Here is a 17,836-nt window from a genome sequence, read left to right on the forward strand (position 1 = left end):
CACAGGCCGAACCTAACGCGCGATCCCGCCGGCCGCCAACACTGCCAGCGTCACCAGTTCGCCTGCGGTGCTGGTCATCGGCGCGACCTGGACCGGCTTTTCCATGCCGATCAGCATAGGGCCGATCACCGAATCGCCGCCCAGTTCGCGGAGCAGCTTGGCCGAGATGTGCGCGGACTGGAGGCCCGGCATGATCAGCACGTTGGCGGGGCCGGACAGCCGCGCGAACGGGTAGTTCTTGAGCTGCTTCGGGTTGAGCGCGACGTCGGGCGCCATCTCGCCTTCATATTCGAAGCCGACCTGGCGGCCGTCGAGCACGGTCACGGCGTCGCGGATGTTGTCGATCCATTCGCCCTTCGGGTTGCCGAAGTTCGAATAGCTGAGGAACGCGACGCGCGGTTCGTGGCCCATCCGGCGCGCGACGGCGGCGGTCTGTTCGGCGAAATCGGCGAGCTGCTCCGCGGTCGGCCGCTCGTTGATCGCGGTGTCGGCGATGAAGACGGTGTGGCTCTGCCCGACCACGAGGTGGATGCCGAACGGGGTCTTGCCCGCTGCCGGATCGATCACGCGGTAGATCTGACGCATCGTCTCGCCATAGGTGCGGGTGATGCCGGTGATCATCGCGTCGCCCTCGCCGAGCTGCAGCAGCAGCGCGCCGAAGATGTTACGATCCTGGTTGACCATCCGCTCGCAGTCGCGGCGCAGATAGCCGCGGCGCTGCAGCCGGGCATAGAGCAGGTCGACCATCTTCGGGACCAGCGGCGAGCGGCGGCTGTTGTGCAGCTCGAAGCTCTCGGGATCGGTGACGCCCAATGCACGAAGGCGATCGGGGACGTCGTCGCGGCCGACCAGCACCGGGGTGCCGTAGCCGCCCTCGCGGAACTGGATCGCGGCGCGGAGCACGACTTCCTCCTCGCCCTCGGCGAAGATGACGCGCTTGGGATGCGCCCGCGCGCCCTCATAGGCCATCGACAGCACCGAGGTGGTCGGGTTGAGCCGCGCGCGCAGGCGCTGGCGATACGCCTCCATGTCGAGGATCGGCTTGGTCGCGACGCCCGAGTCCATCGCCGCCTTGGCGACCGCGCTGGAGACGACCTCCATCAGCCGCGGATCGAACGGCGCGGGGATGATGTAGGCGGGGCCGAAGCTGTGCGACACGCCGTAGGCGAGCGCGACTTCTTCCGGCACGCGCTGGCGGGCGAGTTCTGCGATCGCGTTGGCGGCGGCGATCTTCATCTGGTCGTTGATGCCGGTCGCGCGGACGTCGAGCGCGCCACGGAAGATGAACGGGAAGCAGAGCACATTGTTGACCTGGTTCGGATAATCCGAACGCCCGGTCGCGACGATCGCGTCGGGGCGCGCGGCCATCGCCAGTTCGGGGCGGATCTCGGGTTCGGGGTTGGCCATCGCGAAGATGATCGGCGCCTTGGCCATATCCTTGACCATCTCGGGTTTCAGCGCACCCGCGGCGGACAGGCCGAGGAACACGTCGGCGCCTTCCAGCGCCTCGGTCAGCGTGCGTGCGGCGCTGGTCGTCGCGTGCGCCGACTGCCACTGGTTCACGTCGTCGCGGCCCTGGTAGATCACGCCGGTCTTGTCGCACATCACGACGTTGTCCGGGCGCACGCCCATCGCCTTGATCAGCTCGGTGCAGGCGATCGCCGCGGCGCCCGCGCCGTTGACGACCATCTTGATCTCGCCGAGCTTCCGCCCCGTCAGCAGGCACGCGTTGATCAGCCCGGCGGCGACGATGATCGCGGTCCCGTGCTGGTCGTCATGGAACACCGGGATGTTCATGCGCTCGCGCAGGGTCTGCTCGATGATGAAGCATTCCGGCGCCTTGATGTCCTCGAGGTTGATGCCGCCGAAGGTCGGCTCCATCAGCTCGACCGCGTCGATGAAGCGGTTCACGTCCTCGGTCTTCAGCTCGATATCGATCGAATCGACGTCGGCGAAGCGCTTGAACAGCACCGCCTTGCCTTCCATCACCGGCTTCGACGCGAGCGCGCCGAGGTTGCCCATGCCGAGGATCGCGGTGCCGTTCGAGATCACCGCGACCAGGTTGCCCTTGGCCGTGTAGTCGTATGCGGTGGCGGGATCGTCGTAGATCGCCTTCACGGGAATCGCGACGCCGGGCGAGTAAGCGAGCGCGAGGTCGCGCTGCGTCGCCATCGGCTTGGAGGCGATGATCTCGATCTTGCCCGGGCGGCCTTCCGAATGGAACAGCAGCGCTTCGCGTTCGGAGAACTGGAGCGTGTTTTCATCGGCCATGCGGGCAACCTCGGCAATCTGGGGCAATCGGGGAATGCAGATGCCTTTACGGAAGCCAGCCGCTTTCGTCACCCCTTGCGCCACGTCGCGGCTGACGCCGAGCGCAAACCCGGCTAGTCGCGCATGCTATGACGACCCCTGCGACGCCCCCTGCCCCGCCCTCGGCGCCGACTCCGATGATGGCGCAATATCTTGGACTAAAGGCGGAAGCCGACGATTGCCTGCTGTTCTACCGGATGGGCGATTTCTTCGAGCTGTTCTTCGACGATGCGCGGACCGCGGCTGCGGTGCTCGACATCGCGCTGACCGCGCGCGGCGAGCATGACGGCAAGCCCATCCCGATGTGCGGCGTGCCGGTGCATGCCGCGACCGCGTACCTGCAGCGGCTGATCAAAGCCGGCCACCGCGTCGCGATCGCCGAGCAGGTCGAGAGCCCGGCGGAAGCCAAGGCGCGCGGCGGCAAGACGCTGGTCGCGCGGGCGATCGTGCGGGTGGTGACGGCGGGGACGCTGACCGAGGAGGCGCTGCTCGATTCGCGCAGCGACAATTGGTGCTGCGCGATCGGCGAAGCAGCAGGCGGCGTGGCGATCGCGGCGGCGGACGTGTCGACCGGCCGGTTCGAGATCGTCGAGGTCGCGGCCGACGCGGTCGGCGCCGAACTCGCGCGGCTGGGCGCGGCCGAGGTGGTCGCGGCCGAAACCAGCGCGTTCGCGGAGGCCGCGACCACGCTGCGCCCGCGTGGCGATTTCGACAGCAATGCGGGCGAGGCGCGGCTGAAGCGGATCTACGGAGTCGCGACGCTGGACGGCTTCGGCCAGTTCGGGCGCGCGGGGCTGGCCGCGGCGGGCGGACTGGTCGCGTATCTGGAGCATAATGCGAAGGGCTCTCTGCCCTTCCTGCGACCGCCGCGGATCGCGCGCGCGGCGGAGGCGATGGCGATCGACGCGGCGACGCGCGAGAGCCTGGAGCTGACCTGCGCGGCGGGGGGCGTGCGGAAAGGCAGCCTGCTCAATGCGGTCGACCGCACCGTGACCGGCGCGGGTGCGCGGCTGCTGGCGGCCGATCTCGGCGCGCCGTTGATGGAGCGCGCGCGCGTCGATGCGCGGCTCGACCTCGTCCGGCTGTTCCATGACGACCAGGCCGCGCGCGAGCGGTTGCGGGGCACGTTACGCGCGTTGCCCGATATCGGGCGGGCGCTGGGGCGGCTGGCGGCGGGACGCGGGGGGCCGCGCGATCTGGGGCAGTTGCGCGATGGGCTGGACGGTGCGTGGCATCTCGGCGAGCGGCTCGACGGGATCGCCGATCCGCCGGTGCTGCTCGCGGACCTGGCGCCGCGGTTGCGCGGGCATGGCGCGCTGATCGACCTGCTCAAGCGCGCGCTGGTGCCGTCGCCGCCGATCGAGGCATCGGACGGCGGCTATATCGCTGCAGGCTACGACGCCGCGCTCGACGATCTGCGCGACGCGGGCGCGGGCGGCCGGCGGGCGATCGCCGCGCTGGAGGCGGAGTTCCGCACGCAGACCGGCATCGCGGCGCTGAAGATCCGCCATAACGGCGTGCTCGGTTATCATGTCGAGGTGCCGGCCAAGTCCGCCGATGTGCTGATGGCGGCGGACAGCGGCTTCACGCATCGCCAGACGCTGGCCGGTGTCGTGCGCTTCAATACGCCCGCGCTGCACGAGGTCGCGGCGCGCGTCAGCCAGTCGGGCGCGCATGCGCTGGCGGCGGAGGCGGCGCATCTGGAGGAGCTGACCGCCACCGCGCTGGCCGACCGCGAGGCGATCGCGGCGACCGCGGATGCGCTGGCGCGCATCGACGTCGCGGCGGGGCTTGCCGAGCGCGCGGCGGAGGGGAATTGGGCGCGGCCGGCTTTGGTCGATCACGCCTGTTTCGAGATCGAGGGCGGCCGACACCCGGTGGTCGAGGCGGCGGTGGCGAAGTCGGGCGACCGCTTCGTCGCGAACGACTGCAACCTGTCCGAATCGTCGCGGTTGTGGCTCGTCACCGGCCCGAACATGGGCGGCAAGTCGACCTTCCTGCGGCAGAACGCGCTGATAGCGGTGCTCGCTCAGGCGGGTTCGTACGTGCCCGCGAGCAAGGCGACGCTGGGGCTGGTCGACCGCCTGTTCAGTCGCGTCGGGGCGTCGGACAACCTCGCGCGCGGGCGGTCGACCTTCATGGTCGAGATGGTCGAGACCGCGGCGATCCTGGCGCAGGCGACGCCGCGGTCGTTCGTGATCCTCGACGAGGTCGGGCGCGGGACGTCGACCTATGACGGGCTCGCGATCGCCTGGGCGGTGGTCGAGGCGATCCATGAGGACAACCGGTGCCGGTGCCTGTTCGCGACGCATTACCATGAGCTGACCCGGCTGGCGGAGCGGTGCGACGCGCTGTCGCTGCACCATGTCCGCGCGCGGGAATGGAAGGGCGAGCTGGTGCTGCTTCACGAGCTTGCCGATGGGCCGGCGGATCGGAGTTACGGCCTGGCGGTCGCGCGGCTCGCGGGGATGCCGCCGGCGACGGTGGCGCGGGCGAAATCGGTGCTGGCGAAACTGGAGGCGGGACGCGCCAAGACCGGCGGGCTGGCGGCGGGGTTGGACGATTTGCCGCTGTTCGCGGCTGCGGCGCAGGTGGACGTCGAGGTTCGCGATGCCTTGCGCGACGACCTGGCTGCACTGGACGTCGATGCGATGAGCCCGCGCGAGGCGATGGATGCGCTGTACCGGTTGAAGGGGCTGGCCGGAGAGACCTCCGCTTAACCGTCATCCCGGGATGACGAAACGGATAGGCGCGCGTCCTAGTATCACACGCACGCCCGATGCTACGCGGTGCCGCAAGTATCGGAGCATCGACCTTGAGCGGACATCATCACGACCACGGCCACGCGCATGGCGGGCATTCGCACGCCGGCCATGGCCACAGCCACGCCCCCGCATCGTTCGACCGCGCGTTCGCGATCGGTATCGGGCTCAATATCGTGTTCGTGGTGGTCGAGGCGGTGGTCGGGCTGCGGATCGATTCGGTCGCGCTGGTTGCCGACGCCGGGCACAATCTGTCCGACGTGCTCGGCCTCGCGGTCGCCTGGGGCGGCGCGACGCTCGCCCGTAGCGCGCCGACCAAGCGGTTCACCTATGGGCTGAAGGGCTCGACGATCCTCGCCGCGCTTACCAACGCGCTGCTGCTGCTGGTGGCACTCGGCGCGATCGTGCTGGAGGCGTCGCAGCGGTTCGCCGATCCCGCCCCCGTCGCCGGGCTGACCGTCTCGCTGGTCGCGGGAATCGGCATCGCGGTGAACGTCGCGACCGCGCTGCTGTTCGCGCGCGGGCGCAAGGGCGACGTCAACATCCGCGGTGCGTATTTGCACATGGCGGCGGATGCGGCGGTGTCGGCCGGCGTGGTGATCGCCGGGCTGATCATCTGGCGGACCGGGGTGACCTGGATCGACCCCGCGGTGAGCATCGTCATCGCCATCCTGATCTTCTGGCAGACCTGGGGGCTGCTGCGCGAGACCGTCGAGATGGCGCTGGCCGCGGTGCCGCGGGGAATCGAGTTCGACCAGGTCGAGAGTGCGCTTATGGCGCTGCCGGGCGTGGCGCGGATCCACGACCTTCACATCTGGCCGATGAGCACCACCGAGCCGGTGCTGACCGCGCATCTGGTGATGCCCGCCGGCCAGCCCGGCGATGCGTTCCTGAGCGAAGCGCGCGCGATGCTGCACGAGACGTTCGGGATCGGTCATGCGACGCTGCAGGTCGAGACCGGACAGGATTGCTCGATGGCGGCGCCTGACACGGTTTGAACTTTACCGGCGGGTGTCCGTTAACCTGAGGCAAGATCAGGAGTGAACACCATGAAGAAGCAGATCATCGCGGCACTGATGTCGGTGGCCGTCATGGCCCCCGCCATGATTCCCGTCGCAGCTACGGCGCAGCGCTATGACCGCGACCGGGACAATCGCGACCGTGATCGCGGCCGCGACAACCGCTGGCAAGGCGACCGCGACAACCGCGACTGGAACCCCTCCGACAGCTATCGCCAGGGCAATTACCGCGAGCGCCGTCTGAGCCGCAACGACCGCATCTATCGTGGTCGCGACGGCCGCGCCTATTGCAAGCGCAACGATGGTTCGACCGGTTTGGTGATCGGCGCCTTGGGTGGCGGCGTGCTCGCCAACCTGATCGGCGGCGGGACGCTTGGGACGCTGGCGGGGGCCGGTGGCGGCGCACTGCTCGGCCGTTCGGTCGATCGCGGCAACGTGAAGTGCCGCTGAGCTGAACCGGCTTAAGCGATGAGAACGGCGACCGGGGCGACCCGGTCGCCGTTTTAGTATGCGCGGGCGACCGCGAACTCGACCGCTTCGATCATCGCGTCCTTGGCGGCGCCGTTGGCGAACCCGCCGATCGCATCGATCGCGCGCTGGCCGTAATGCCGCGCCCGCGCCAAGGTATCGTCGACCGCACGGGTCGACCGGATCAGGTCGATCGCATGCGCGAGATCGGCGTCGGTATCGCGGCGACCCTCAACCGCGTCCTTCCAGAATTTCCGGTCCTCGGCATTGCCGCGCGCATAGGCGAGGATGACGGGCAGCGTCATCTTGCCCTCGCGGAAATCGTCGCCGGTATCCTTGCCCATCGTCCCCGCGTCGGAGACGTAATCGATCGCATCGTCTACCAGCTGGAACGCGATGCCGAGGTTGCGGCCATACGCATCGAGCGCCGCCTCCTCGCCTTCGGGCCGTTCCGCGACGACCGCCGATATGCGGCAGGCGGCGGCGAACAGCGCGGCGGTCTTGGCGATGATGATGTCGAGATAGCGTTCCTCGGCGATGTCGACCTGCCGCGCGGCGGTCAGCTGGTTGACCTCGCCCTCGGCGATGATCGCGCTGGTCGACGACAGGATCTTCAGCACCTTGAGGCTGCCGTCCTCGACCATCAGTTCGAAACTGCGGCTGAACAGGAAATCGCCGACCAGAACGCTGGCGGGGTTGCCCCAGATCAGGTTGGCGGCGCGCTTGCCGCGTCGCATGTCGCTGCCGTCAACGACGTCGTCGTGCAGCAGCGTCGCGGTGTGGATGAACTCGACCGCCGCGGCGAGGCGGTGATGGCGGCTGCCGGTGTAGCCGATCAGCCGCGCGCTTGCGAGCGTCAGCATCGGCCGCATCCGCTTGCCGCCACCCGCGATCAGGTGACCGGCGAGTTCGGGGATCAGCGGGATGTCGGACTGCATGCGGCCGAGGATGACCGCGTTGACCAGATTCATGTCGCCCGTGACCAGCTTGACCATCGGGTCGAGCGACGGGTTTGGCCGGGCGGGATCGAGGCGGTGGATAGTGGCGCTCATCTGCCCCGAGCCTGTGACCGCATCGCCCTCGCAAAGCAAGTCTTGCCGGGCGGCGCGGACGCACGCAAAAGGCGCGCGACGGCGAAACGAAGGGTTTGGCATGACGGACGACCTGCTACGCGGCTATCGCCAGAGCATCGACAATATCGACGCGGCGCTGATCCATATGCTCGCGGAACGCTTCAAGGTGACGCAGGCGGTCGGCCGCCACAAGGCGACGCACGGCTTGCCCGCCGCCGATCCGGGCCGCGAGGAACGCCAGATCGCCCGGCTGCGCCGGCTGGCCGAAGACGCCCAGCTCGACCCCGAATTCTCGGAGAAGTTCTTGCGCTTCATCATCGACGAAGTGATCCGGCATCATGAACGGCTGCAGGCCTGATGGGCATGTTGCTGGCGATCGAGGGCGCCGACGGCGCCGGCAAGGCGACCGCATCGGCGCTGGTGGTCGAGCAGTTGCTCGCCGCCGGGCGCAGCGCCTGCGTGATCTCCTTCCCGCGTTATACCGAGACGGTCGGTGGCTGGGCGCTCGGCGCGATGCTGGCGGGCACCCTGCCCCGGCCGGTATCCCCAAAGGCGGCGGCGACGCTCTATGCGCTCGACCGGATGGAGTCGCGCGACGTACTGATGACCGCGCTCGATACCCATGAGATCGTGGTGTTCGATCGCTATATCGCGTCGAACATGGCGTATCAGGCAGCGCAGGTGGCGGCGGACGAGGCGGCCGCGATGATGGACTGGATCGCCGCGCTGGAGACCGGTGCCTTCGCACTGCCGGCGCCCGACCTGTCGATCTATCTGGATACGCCGGCGGCGATTGCCCGCGGGCTCATCCTCAAGAAGCGCAAGCGGTCCTATACCGACGATGCGTTCGATGCGTACGAGGCGGATAGCGGGCTGCAGGACCGGGTCCGCGCGAATTATGCGGCGATGGTCGAGGCGCGCATCCTCGGCGACTGGCTGAGGGTTTCGACGGTCGCGGACGGCGCGTCGCGGCCGCCAGCGGAGATCGCTGCGGAGATCGTCGCCGCGCTCTAGCGCTGTCGGTCGACCCCGGCTTCGCGCACCGCGGCGATCGTCGGATAGCCGTTCACCGCCATCAGCAGGTCGGCCTCGGCGAGGATGCAGCGCAGCACGTGCGCCGCGCCTGCTTCACCATCGAGCGCGAGGCCGTAGCAATAGGGTCGCCCGATCCCGACCGCCGTCGCGCCCATTGCCAGCGCCTTGACCACGTCGGTGCCCGATCGCACGCCCGAATCGAACAGCACCGGGGTATCGCCCGAGGCTGAAACGACGCCCGGCAACAGGTCGATCGCGGCGATCCCGCCATTCGCCTGCCGCCCGCCATGGTTGGAGCAATAGATCGCGTCCGCCCCCGAATCGATCGCGCGGCGCGCATCGTCGCCGTGGCAGATGCCCTTCAGGATCAGCGGCAGCGTGGTCAGCGACCGCAGCCACGGCATGTCGTCCCAGGTCAGCACGCGCCCGAACAGGCTGGCCCATTTGCCGACAGCTGCCGGGCCATCCTGCTCCGGCGGTTTGTCGAGGAGGCTGCGAAACACCGGATCGCTGAAATAGTTCGCCAGCACATGCCCGCGCAGCTGGGGGAAATTGCCGGTGTTGAGATCGCGCGGCCGCCAGCCCGTCACCCAGGTGTCGAGCGTCACGACGATCGCCTTGTAGCCCGCCGCCTCGGCGCGGTGGATCAGGCTTTCGGTCAGCCCCTCGTGCCTCGGGGTATAGAGCTGGAAGAAGCCCGGCGTATCGCCGCATGCGCCGGCCACCGCCTCGAGCGGGTCGTTGGAGAGCGTCGACGCCATCAGCGGCACGCCCGTCGCCGCGGACGCACGCGCGGCGGCCAGATCGCCGTGGCCGTCCTGCGTGCACATTCCGGTGACGCCGATCGGCGCCATGAAGATCGGGCTCGGCAGGCGCATCCCAAACAGGTCGATCGACAGATCGCGCTGCCGGCAATCGACCATCATCCGCGGGGTCAGGCCCCAATGCCGGAACGCGTCGGCATTGTGTCGCTGGGTATGCTCGTCGCCGCACCCGCCCTGGACATAGGTGCGGACGGACGGCGGCAACGCGGCACAGGCCTGCCCCTCCAGCGTCGCGAAGTCGACCGGCACCTTCGGCAGCACGCCGGCGAGGCCAGCGCCGTAGAGCAGGTTCTGGTAATCGCCGTAATGGGACATCGGTGCACTCTCTGCAGGGGCCTGCGAGTGTCGAACCACGCGTCGCGATTGTCGAGGGGTCGGTAATGTCGATCCAAGCGTGCGGCTGAAGTGAGGGCGCAAGCGGAACCATCCCTGCCCCACGTTATTTTGTCGTGCGCGGAGCGGTCGTCGCCGATATAGCGCCCCGCAACCCGGTCGGCTGTTTGCCGCCATCCCAATTCCGGAACTTCGTCCATGACCGTGTCGACCCGCCCGCCTGCGCTGATCCCCGAGCACGCCGCCTTCCTGTCCGCGGCCGTCACCTGGGTACGCCACTGGAACGAACATCTGTTCAGCTTCGCGATCGAGCGCCCGGCGTCGGTGCGGTTCCGCTCGGGCGAGTTCGTGATGATCGGCATGCCGGGCGACAACAAGCCGCTGATGCGCGCCTATTCGATTGCCAGCCCGGCCTATGCCGACGAGCTGGAATTCCTTTCGATCAAAGTTGCCGATGGTCCGCTGACCTCGCGGCTGCAGCAGATCGAGCCGGGCGACCAATTGTACCTGGGCAAGAAGCCGACCGGTACGCTGGTGTGCGACGCGCTGTTGCCGGGCAGCCGGCTGTTCCTGCTGGCGACCGGCACCGGCCTTGCGCCGTTCCTCAGCCTGCTGCGCGATCCCGACGTCTATGCGCGGTTCGATCAGATCGTGCTGGTGCACAGCGTTCGGCGGGTCAGCGACCTCGCCTACCACGACGAGCTCGAAGCGCTGCTGGCCGACGATCCGTTGATCGCCGACGAAGCCAAGGCGCAGTTCATCTATGTGCCGACGGTCACGCAGGAACCGTTCCGCAACCATGCGCGGATCGGTGCGCTGATCGACGACGGCACGGTGTTTGCAGCGCCCCTGAAGGGTCCGGCGAAGCTCGATCCTGCGACCGATCGCGTGATGCTATGCGGCAGCAACGCGATGATCCGTGATTTCGCCGAACTGCTCGAAGCGAGCGGCTTCAACGAAGGGTCCAACGCGAACCCGGGCGATTTCGTGATCGAACGCGCCTTCGTAGGCTGACCTTGGTCTCTGGCCGACTCAGCCTTCGGGCGTGGGAAGGCGAGTGCTCAGCAGGTCGATGACGTCGGACACCTTGGCGGCGATGACTGGTTCGGTCGTCCCGTCGAGAATCGCCAGCGCGCAGTTCAGGTGGTGGAGCGCGGCGGGAAGGTCGCTGTTCGGCGGCGTGGTCATGGCCGGTCCCATCGGATCAAAGACGATTGATGACTAACTACATCATAACGCTAAAAATATGATTTATGTTAGTGTCATTTCTGTAATGTTGAACCGCGGCGCTAAGTGAGGCCCCCTAGAGCTCGTCCATGACGCCTTGGTAGATCGGCTCTTCCATCGCCCGCCCGGCCCCGATCGCAACGCAGGTCAGCGCGTTCTCGGCGACGATCACCGGCAGGCCGGTCGCTTCCGACAGCACTTCGTCGATCCGCGACAGCAGCGCACCGCCGCCGGTCATCACGATACCCTGGTCGACGATGTCGGCCGCAAGCTCCGGCTCGGTCATCTCCAGCGCGTTCAGCACGGTCTCGACGATCTGCCCGACCAGGTCGGCGAGCGAAGCGGCGATGTCGGCCTCGCTGACCTCGATCTCGGTCGGCACGCCCGCACGCAGGTCGCGGCCCTTGACGCGCATCACCTTGCCGCGACCGTCGTCGGGCATCTTCGCAGTACCGATCTCGAGCTTGATGCGCTCCGCGGTGGCCTCGCCGATCATGAGATTGTATTTGCGGCGAATCGCGGACGCGATCGCGTCGTCCATCTTGTCGCCGCCGACCCGTGCCGAGGTGCTGTAGGCAAGCCCTCGCAGGCTGAGCACCGCGACCTCGGTGGTGCCGCCGCCGATATCGACGATCATCGCGCCGACCGGTTCGGTGACCGGCAGCCCGGCGCCGATCGCGGCCGCCATCGGCTCCTCGATCAGATACACCTTCTTGGCCCCGGCACTGGTCGCGGCCTGGCGGATCGCGCGACGCTCGACCGGAGTCGCGCCCGACGGGATGCAGATCGCGATCTCGGGGTGGCGCGGCAACCGGCTGGGTCCACCATGCGCCTTGTCGATGAACACCTTGATCATCTGTTCGGCGACGTCGAGATCGGCGATCACGCCGTCGCGCATCGGCCGGATGGTCTTGATGCCCTCGGGCGTCTTGCCCATCATCAGCTTGGCTTCGGCGCCGACCGCGCGGACACGCTCGACGCCGTCGCGGGTCTCGATCGCGACCACCGAAGGCTCGTTCAGCACGATGCCCTGGCCGCGCAGATAGACCACGGTGTTCACGGTGCCGAGGTCGATCGCCATGTCGTTGGAGGGCAGGCCGAACAAGCGGGGAAAGCGCATCAATTGGAACATCCGGTAAGGCTTCGTCTGGACGCCGACGCAGCGCGTGATGCTGATCCCGCATTCCGCATCGACGTCAACCCACCTGCGCCCGGGCGAGCGCTAACGTCCGCCCATCAGAGGCACCCGGCGTCAGAGGCGCCGGACGTTACAGGCGCCGGACGTTAGAGGCGTTCGCGCAGTTCGATCTCGCCTTCGACCTCGATCTCGTCCTCGTCGTCGCCGGCATCCTCGGGGATCGTGAAGTCGGCCTGCCAGTCATAGACCTTTTCCGCCCCGCCCTCGACCCAGACGCGGACCGCACCCTTGGTGATCTCGCCGCCCATCTGGCCGACGAAATCCGCGACCAGCGATTCGGCGGCCTCTTCGTGATCGGTCGCACCCGAGATGCTCGCGGCCTCGATCTCTTCGTCCAATTCGATCAGCTGTGCCCAGAACTGCTTTGCCATGTATCGCTCCTTTGCCGGGTGCCCTGCCGCGTGTCGGCCGATTTGCCAAGTCAGCGCGTGGTGACGATCGGATGCTGTGCGCGGACCTGGTCGACCAGCGTCTCGACCGCGTCGATATCGGCAAACGCGCCCGACGGCGTCACCGACCAGTTGCAATGCGGGTGCGTGGCCAGGCTGTAGACCTTCACCTCGCCGAGCACGAGCCGCCAACGTCGGCGGTCGCCGCCATGCTCGCGCATCAGCGTGGTGACGAGCAGGGACTGAAGATCGGAGGCGGTCATCGGGTCGCCTTAGCGGCAAAGCCGGCAGCGATCACCCGTGTTCCGACAGAAGCTTTACGCAGCCAGCCGCAGGCGGTTCCGGCCCTCGTGCTTCGCCTGGTACAGCGCAGCGTCCGCAGCCTTCAGCACCGCTTCGGCGTCACGACCAAGCGGGGCGATGCCCGCACTGACGGTGATCCGCGCCTGGCCGTCGGCCAGCGCGAACACGGTGCCCGCGACGGTCGCCCGCAGACGCTCGCACACCAGCTTAGCCTGGTCGATGCTCGCCCCCGGCAGCACCACGCCGAACTCCTCGCCCCCCAGTCGAGCGACCAGATCGCCGTCGCGCATGCACGCCCGTGCGATCGTCGCGAACGCCTTGAGGACATGATCGCCGCCCTGGTGTCCGTGCTGATCGTTGACGGTCTTGAAGTGATCGACGTCGAAGATCGCGAGGCACCCGCCTGCGTCGCTGCGCTGAATCTCGGCGAGTTGCATATCGAACTGGCGGCGATTGGCGAGCCCGGTCAGCGGATCGGTCAGCGCCGCGTTGGTCAGTTCCGCCTCGAGCGACTTGCGGTGCGACACGTCGCGGACCGTATTGACCAGTCCGATGGCGCGTCCGCCGGAATCGCGCACCGCACGCGAATGCGCTTCGAACCAGCGCAGCGTGCCGTCGCCGGTGCGCGCACGAAACTCGACGATCGGGGTGGCGTCGGCGGTGGCCAGCGCGGTGCGGTGGGCGGCCGCGACCGCCGGTCGATCCGCTTCGAGGACGAGATCGATAGCGTTGCGTCCGACGATCCGATCGGGGGCATAACCACCGATCTGGGTAATCGATGGCGAGGCATAGCGGATCGTGCCGTCGGTCTGCAGGCTCATGACGATGTCGGTCGAATGGTCGGTCAGCAGGCGATAGCGCGCCTCGCTGTCGCGCAACCGCTCGTACAACCGGTCACGCCGCGCGAGGTCGGCCGAGACCGGCAGCGCGGTCATCACGGTGGCGGCCAGGTAGAACTGGAAGAACTGGGTGCGGGCAACGATATTGCCCTCCATCAGGTTGACCGGGCCGTACCCCTTCAGCGTCAGCACGCCGCCGATAGCGGCGACGCAGACGATCGACAGCGCCGCCCCCAATCGCCCCAGCCGAAACGTCGCCAGGATCACCGGCAGGATCGGCACGAACAGCAGCGGCAAGGTGTCCTGCAGGAACACCGCGAGCGTCGTCAGGATCACCAGGATCAGCAGCCCGACGCTCTCGATCGCCTGGCCGCGGGTCGCTGCGGCAAACGCTCGCTGCGCATCCCCCGACAGGAACATCGCAAAGACCGGCATGAACGTCAGCGTACCCAGCGCATGGCCGGCATACCAACGGCTCCAGTTCATCCAATAGCCGCCGCTGCCAAGCCATGCGGCGACTCCCGCGCCCCCCGTCGCGCAGATGGCGGGGGCGACGACGGCGGTCGCGAGGACGAGTATCGCCATGCGGCCGACCGGATCGCGGGCTTCGTGCCGCCGTTCGAACCAGCGCAGGATTGCCGCGCCGATCACCGCCTCTACCACATTGAGCAGGCCGAGCGGCAGCGCAGCCCACGGCCCAAGCCCGAACGCCGCGGTGGCAATGCCACCGGCAAGCCCACAGCCGACGCAGAGCAGAGGCCATTCGCTGCGTGGACGCACGACCAGCGCCGAGCCGAGCACCGCGGTGGCGATCCAGACGCAGGCGACTCCGCCACCGAACCGCGTCGTGGCCACCGCTGCGACCGCGGTTGCAAGATATACGGCGACGATGATCGCCGTCCGGCCTGTCGACCTGACAGAGTGTTCCATGCAGCGATGCTACCCTGAGGAGGTTAACCGGATGTTGGCGCGCCGAACTCCCCGCCAATCAATTACGGGTCGGCAGGGCGCATGGATGCGGTTAGGGAGCCGAAGATGGCAACACTCGACCCGCACCGCGACGATCTGGCTGCGCTGGAGGCGCGGGATCGGCTGCGCACGCTCAAGCCCCGACAGGGGGTGGATTTCTCGTCCAACGATTATCTCGGGCTGGCCGGTTCGCCGCGTCTGCGGGCCGCGGTGGCCGATGCGCTGGCGCGCGGTGTGCCCGTCGGATCGGGCGGGTCGCGGCTGCTGCGCGGCAATTGCGACGAGCATGAAGCGCTGGAGGACGAGGCGGCGCGGTTTTTCGGCAGCGAGGCGGCGCTGGTGTTCGCGAGCGGCTTTGCAGCCAACACCACGCTGTTCGCGACGCTGCCGCAGACCGGCGACCTGGTGGTGTACGACGCGCTGATCCACGCGAGCGCACACGAAGGCATGCGGTTGGGCCGTGCCACCTGCGTCGCGGCCGCGCACAACGACGCCGGTGCGGTTGAGGACGCGATCCTCGCCTGGCGCGGCGCCGGTGGGACCGGCACGCCGTGGATCGCGGTCGAGAGCCTGTACAGCATGGACGGCGACCGCGCGCCGCTCGCCGATCTGGCCGCAGTCGCCGAGCGCCACGACGCGGTGCTGCTGATCGACGAGGCGCATGCGACCGGCGTGCTCGGACCCGACGGCCGCGGCCTGACCGCCGCACTGCCGAGTCGCGCAAACATCATCACCCTGCACACCGCGGGCAAGGCGCTCGGGTGCGAGGGCGCGCTGCTGTGCGGCCCGGCGGTGATGCGGAACTTCCTGGTCAATCGCGGGCGCGGCTTCATCTTTTCGACCGCGCCGTCGCCGCTGATGGCGAGCGCGGTCCGCGCGGCGTTGCGGATCGTCGCGGACGAGCCCGAGCGGCGGACGCGGCTGTCGGCGCTGGTCGCGTTCGCCGAACGCACGCTTGCGCGCTGCGGGGTCGCAGCCAGCGGATCGCAGATTCTGCCGCTGGTGATCGGCGACGACGCCGCGACGATGCGGCTGGCCGGCGCACTGCAGGCCGCCGGGTTCGACGTGCGCGGCATCCGCCCGCCGACGGTCCCCATCGGGACATCGCGGCTGCGCATTTCGCTGACGCTGAACGTCACGGAGGCCGATATAACCGCGCTGGCGGATACGCTGGAGACACTTCGATGAGCCGGACCATCATCGTCACCGGGACCGACACCGATATCGGGAAGACCGTCTTTGCCGCGGGGCTCGCAGGCGCACTGGGTGCGGCGTACTGGAAGCCTATCCAGGCGGGACTGGACGATGGCAGCGATGCCGACAGGGTCGCGCGGCTTGGCGTGGAGCAGATCCTGCCGAGCGCCTATGTCCTGCAAACCCCCTGCTCGCCGCACCGTGCTGCGGAAATCGATGGCATTGCGATCGACCCTGCACGGCTGGCACTGCCGACGGTCGACGGCGCGCTGGTCGTCGAAGGTGCTGGCGGCGTGCTGGTCCCGGTCACCCGCGACCTGCTGTTCGCCGACCTGTTCGCGCGCTGGCGGCAACCGGTGGTGCTGGTCGCACGGACCGGGCTTGGCACGATCAACCACAGCCTGTTGTCGATCGAGGCCCTGCGAGTGCGCGACGTCCCGATCCTCGGCATCGCCTTTATCGGCGAAGCCGTCGAGGATAGCGAGGCGACGATCGCGGCGATCGGCGGGGTGCGCCGTCTGGGCCGCTTGCCCCGGCTTGCGCCGCTCGACCCGAAGACGCTCGGCGCGGCGTTTGCCGAGGCGTTCGATCTGGCGGATTTCGCATGAGCGCGGTCTGGCACCCGTTCACGCAGCACGGGCTCGGCGAGCCGATCCCGCAGGTCACGCACGGCGAAGGCGCGATCCTGCATACCGCCGACGGCCGGCGGATCGTCGATGCGATCTCGTCCTGGTGGGTGACCACGCATGGCCATTGCCATCCGCGCATCGTCGCCGCGATCCAGGCACAGGCGGAGCGGCTCGACCAGATCATCTTCGCCGGCTGGACGCACGGCCCCGCCGAAGACCTCGCAGAGGGGTTGCGCGCGATCATGCCGCCGGCTCTGACCCGCGTGTTCTTTTCCGATTCCGGATCGACCAGCGTCGAGGTCGCGCTGAAGATGGCGCTCGGCTACTGGACCGCGCGCGGCGAACCACGCCACCGCATCCTGGTGCTCGAACACGGCTATCACGGTGACACCATCGGCGCGATGTCGGTCGGCGCGCGGGGGGTCTACAACCAGGCCTATGCGCCGTTGCTGTTCGACGTCGCCACAATCCCCTTCCCCGCCCCCGGTCGCGAACAGGCGACCTTCGACGCGCTCGAACGCGCCTGCGCGGCGGGCGCCGCCGCGTTCATCGTCGAACCGCTGGTGCTGGGCGCGGGGGGCATGCTGTTCTATCCGCCACGGGTACTGGCCGAGATGCGGGCGATCTGTGCGGCGGCGGGCGTGCTGTTCATCGCCGACGAGGTGATGACCGGCTGGGGTCGGACCGGCACGTTGCTGGCGTGCGAACAGGCCGGCGTGGTGCCGGATATTTTGTGCCTGTCAAAGGGGCTGACCGGCGGCGCGGTGCCGCTGGCCGTGACGATGGCGACCGAGCCGATCTTCGACGCGCATTACAGCACCGACCGGTCGCGGATGTTCTTTCATTCGTCGAGCTACACCGCGAACCCGCTGGCGTGCGCGGCGGCCAATGCGAACCTGGCGATCTGGCGCGACGAGCCGGTCCTCGACCGGGTCGCGGACCTGGCAACGCGGCAAAAGGCGGGGCTGGCGACGCTGGCGACGCAGCCCGGTGTCACCGACGCACGCGCGTTCGGCACGATCATCGCGCTGGAGATCGGCGGCACTGCTGCATATCTGTCGGAACTCGGTCCGCGGTTGCTCGCCTTCTTCCGTGACCGCGACCTGTTGCTGCGGCCGCTTGGCAACACGGTCTACGTCATGCCGCCCTATTGCATCACCGATCGGGATCTGGACCGGGTTCACGCGACGATCGCAGAGGCTTGCGCGATGGTAAAGGACGATAGCGGCTGATCGGCACAGGCCATGATTGCGTTTGATAGGGG

At 68.3% G+C, this 17,836-nt stretch carries 17 protein-coding genes; 9 read left to right on the top strand and 8 right to left on the bottom strand.

The window, feature by feature from the left end; all coding sequences use genetic code 11:
• Positions 1 to 12 precede the first annotated feature (12 nt).
• On the bottom strand, positions 13 to 2,271 hold the full coding sequence (locus tag SJY20_RS15550; protein WP_380787821.1) for an NADP-dependent malic enzyme: 2,259 nt from the start codon (positions 2,269 to 2,271) through the stop codon (positions 13 to 15).
• Positions 2,272 to 2,447: 176 nt separating this feature from the next.
• On the opposite strand from SJY20_RS15550, the gene mutS reads away from it, so the two are divergent.
• The 3 genes from mutS to SJY20_RS15565 are packed head-to-tail and all read left to right on the top strand — an operon-like array spanning position 2,448 to position 6,541.
• Positions 2,448 to 5,030 carry a DNA mismatch repair protein MutS gene (gene mutS, locus SJY20_RS15555; protein WP_380788741.1) on the top strand — a complete coding sequence of 861 codons (2,583 nt, stop codon included), beginning with the start codon at positions 2,448 to 2,450 and terminating at the stop codon, positions 5,028 to 5,030.
• Positions 5,031 to 5,089: 59 nt separating this feature from the next.
• The gene (locus tag SJY20_RS15560) at positions 5,090 to 6,070 is read left to right on the top strand and encodes a cation diffusion facilitator family transporter (RefSeq protein ID WP_380787822.1); all 981 of its coding nucleotides are present in this window, start codon (positions 5,090 to 5,092) and stop codon (positions 6,068 to 6,070) included.
• A gap of 51 nt (positions 6,071 to 6,121) precedes the next feature.
• Positions 6,122 to 6,541 carry a hypothetical protein gene (locus tag SJY20_RS15565; RefSeq protein WP_380787823.1) on the top strand — a complete coding sequence of 140 codons (420 nt, stop codon included), beginning with the start codon at positions 6,122 to 6,124 and terminating at the stop codon, positions 6,539 to 6,541.
• A 53-nt stretch (positions 6,542 to 6,594) separates the two neighbouring features.
• Here SJY20_RS15565 and SJY20_RS15570 read toward each other — a convergent pair whose 3' ends face one another.
• Complete coding sequence (locus SJY20_RS15570) at positions 6,595 to 7,611, bottom strand: polyprenyl synthetase family protein (RefSeq protein WP_380787824.1); 1,017 nt, start codon at positions 7,609 to 7,611, stop codon at positions 6,595 to 6,597.
• A 100-nt stretch (positions 7,612 to 7,711) separates the two neighbouring features.
• Between SJY20_RS15570 and SJY20_RS15575 the strand changes: the two genes are divergently transcribed.
• Positions 7,712 to 7,990 carry a chorismate mutase gene (locus tag SJY20_RS15575; protein ID WP_380787825.1) on the top strand — a complete coding sequence of 93 codons (279 nt, stop codon included), beginning with the start codon at positions 7,712 to 7,714 and terminating at the stop codon, positions 7,988 to 7,990.
• 5 nt (positions 7,991 to 7,995) lie between these two features.
• Complete coding sequence (locus SJY20_RS15580; RefSeq protein WP_380787826.1) at positions 7,996 to 8,646, top strand: thymidylate kinase; 651 nt, start codon at positions 7,996 to 7,998, stop codon at positions 8,644 to 8,646.
• Here the strand turns inward: SJY20_RS15580 and SJY20_RS15585 are convergent.
• Positions 8,643 to 9,806, bottom strand: a complete 1,164-nt coding sequence (locus tag SJY20_RS15585; protein ID WP_380787827.1) for an alpha-hydroxy-acid oxidizing protein — start codon at positions 9,804 to 9,806, stop codon at positions 8,643 to 8,645. The two genes, SJY20_RS15580 and SJY20_RS15585, sit on opposite strands and share 4 nt — an antisense overlap.
• Positions 9,807 to 10,022: 216 nt before the next feature.
• Here SJY20_RS15585 and SJY20_RS15590 point away from each other — a divergent pair, with 216 nt between their 5' ends.
• Positions 10,023 to 10,838, top strand: coding sequence for a ferredoxin--NADP reductase (locus SJY20_RS15590; protein ID WP_380787828.1), 816 nt, complete (start codon positions 10,023 to 10,025; stop codon positions 10,836 to 10,838).
• 18 nt (positions 10,839 to 10,856) lie between these two features.
• Here SJY20_RS15590 and SJY20_RS15595 read toward each other — a convergent pair whose 3' ends face one another.
• From SJY20_RS15595 to SJY20_RS15615, 5 genes are all read right to left on the bottom strand, one after another.
• Positions 10,857 to 11,012 (bottom strand): hypothetical protein, encoded by a 156-nt coding sequence (locus SJY20_RS15595; protein WP_380787829.1) that lies wholly within the window; start codon positions 11,010 to 11,012, stop codon positions 10,857 to 10,859.
• 115 nt (positions 11,013 to 11,127) lie between these two features.
• Positions 11,128 to 12,171: a rod shape-determining protein gene (locus SJY20_RS15600; protein WP_380787830.1), complete on the bottom strand. Its 1,044-nt coding sequence runs from the start codon at positions 12,169 to 12,171 to the stop codon at positions 11,128 to 11,130.
• 164 nt (positions 12,172 to 12,335) lie between these two features.
• Positions 12,336 to 12,620 carry a hypothetical protein gene (locus SJY20_RS15605; RefSeq protein WP_380787831.1) on the bottom strand — a complete coding sequence of 95 codons (285 nt, stop codon included), beginning with the start codon at positions 12,618 to 12,620 and terminating at the stop codon, positions 12,336 to 12,338.
• A 50-nt stretch (positions 12,621 to 12,670) separates the two neighbouring features.
• Entirely contained in the window at positions 12,671 to 12,901 is a 231-nt protein-coding gene (locus SJY20_RS15610) for a hypothetical protein (RefSeq protein WP_380787832.1), read from the bottom strand.
• Between the two features lie 54 nt (positions 12,902 to 12,955).
• Positions 12,956 to 14,710 carry a diguanylate cyclase gene (locus SJY20_RS15615; RefSeq protein WP_380787833.1) on the bottom strand — a complete coding sequence of 585 codons (1,755 nt, stop codon included), beginning with the start codon at positions 14,708 to 14,710 and terminating at the stop codon, positions 12,956 to 12,958.
• A gap of 105 nt (positions 14,711 to 14,815) precedes the next feature.
• Here SJY20_RS15615 and SJY20_RS15620 point away from each other — a divergent pair, with 105 nt between their 5' ends.
• The 3 genes from SJY20_RS15620 to SJY20_RS15630 are packed head-to-tail and all read left to right on the top strand — an operon-like array spanning position 14,816 to position 17,804.
• The gene (locus tag SJY20_RS15620) at positions 14,816 to 15,937 is read left to right on the top strand and encodes an 8-amino-7-oxononanoate synthase (RefSeq protein WP_380787834.1); all 1,122 of its coding nucleotides are present in this window, start codon (positions 14,816 to 14,818) and stop codon (positions 15,935 to 15,937) included.
• Positions 15,934 to 16,551 (top strand): dethiobiotin synthase, encoded by a 618-nt coding sequence (gene bioD, locus SJY20_RS15625; RefSeq protein ID WP_380787835.1) that lies wholly within the window; start codon positions 15,934 to 15,936, stop codon positions 16,549 to 16,551. Before SJY20_RS15620 ends, bioD begins: the two co-directional genes overlap by 4 nt.
• Positions 16,548 to 17,804 carry an adenosylmethionine--8-amino-7-oxononanoate transaminase gene (locus tag SJY20_RS15630; protein WP_380787836.1) on the top strand — a complete coding sequence of 419 codons (1,257 nt, stop codon included), beginning with the start codon at positions 16,548 to 16,550 and terminating at the stop codon, positions 17,802 to 17,804. The genes bioD and SJY20_RS15630 overlap by 4 nt, the downstream gene beginning before the upstream one ends.
• Positions 17,805 to 17,836: the final 32 nt, after the last annotated feature.

The organism is Sphingomonas sp. R86521 (assembly GCF_042466235.1).
GTDB lineage: Bacteria > Pseudomonadota > Alphaproteobacteria > Sphingomonadales > Sphingomonadaceae > Sphingomonas.

Bases quoted from the DNA above. Each gene is read 5' to 3' on its own strand.
- SJY20_RS15560 (WP_380787822.1), top strand. From the start codon at position 5,090: ATGCTACGCGGTGCCGCAAGTATCGGAGCATCGACCTTGAGCGGACAT.
- SJY20_RS15590 (WP_380787828.1), top strand. From the start codon at position 10,023: ATGACCGTGTCGACCCGCCCGCCTGCGCTGATCCCCGAGCACGCCGCC.
- SJY20_RS15620 (WP_380787834.1), top strand. From the start codon at position 14,816: ATGGCAACACTCGACCCGCACCGCGACGATCTGGCTGCGCTGGAGGCG.
- SJY20_RS15600 (WP_380787830.1), bottom strand. From the start codon at position 12,171: ATGCGCTTTCCCCGCTTGTTCGGCCTGCCCTCCAACGACATGGCGATC.
- SJY20_RS15565 (WP_380787823.1), top strand. From the start codon at position 6,122: ATGAAGAAGCAGATCATCGCGGCACTGATGTCGGTGGCCGTCATGGCC.
- SJY20_RS15585 (WP_380787827.1), bottom strand. From the start codon at position 9,806: ATGTCCCATTACGGCGATTACCAGAACCTGCTCTACGGCGCTGGCCTC.
- SJY20_RS15595 (WP_380787829.1), bottom strand. From the start codon at position 11,012: ATGACCACGCCGCCGAACAGCGACCTTCCCGCCGCGCTCCACCACCTG.
- SJY20_RS15630 (WP_380787836.1), top strand. From the start codon at position 16,548: ATGAGCGCGGTCTGGCACCCGTTCACGCAGCACGGGCTCGGCGAGCCG.
- SJY20_RS15550 (WP_380787821.1), bottom strand. From the start codon at position 2,271: ATGGCCGATGAAAACACGCTCCAGTTCTCCGAACGCGAAGCGCTGCTG.
- bioD (WP_380787835.1), top strand. From the start codon at position 15,934: ATGAGCCGGACCATCATCGTCACCGGGACCGACACCGATATCGGGAAG.
- SJY20_RS15615 (WP_380787833.1), bottom strand. From the start codon at position 14,710: ATGGAACACTCTGTCAGGTCGACAGGCCGGACGGCGATCATCGTCGCC.
- SJY20_RS15580 (WP_380787826.1), top strand. From the start codon at position 7,996: ATGTTGCTGGCGATCGAGGGCGCCGACGGCGCCGGCAAGGCGACCGCA.
- SJY20_RS15570 (WP_380787824.1), bottom strand. From the start codon at position 7,611: ATGAGCGCCACTATCCACCGCCTCGATCCCGCCCGGCCAAACCCGTCG.
- SJY20_RS15605 (WP_380787831.1), bottom strand. From the start codon at position 12,620: ATGGCAAAGCAGTTCTGGGCACAGCTGATCGAATTGGACGAAGAGATC.
- SJY20_RS15575 (WP_380787825.1), top strand. From the start codon at position 7,712: ATGACGGACGACCTGCTACGCGGCTATCGCCAGAGCATCGACAATATC.
- mutS (WP_380788741.1), top strand. From the start codon at position 2,448: ATGATGGCGCAATATCTTGGACTAAAGGCGGAAGCCGACGATTGCCTG.
- SJY20_RS15610 (WP_380787832.1), bottom strand. From the start codon at position 12,901: ATGACCGCCTCCGATCTTCAGTCCCTGCTCGTCACCACGCTGATGCGC.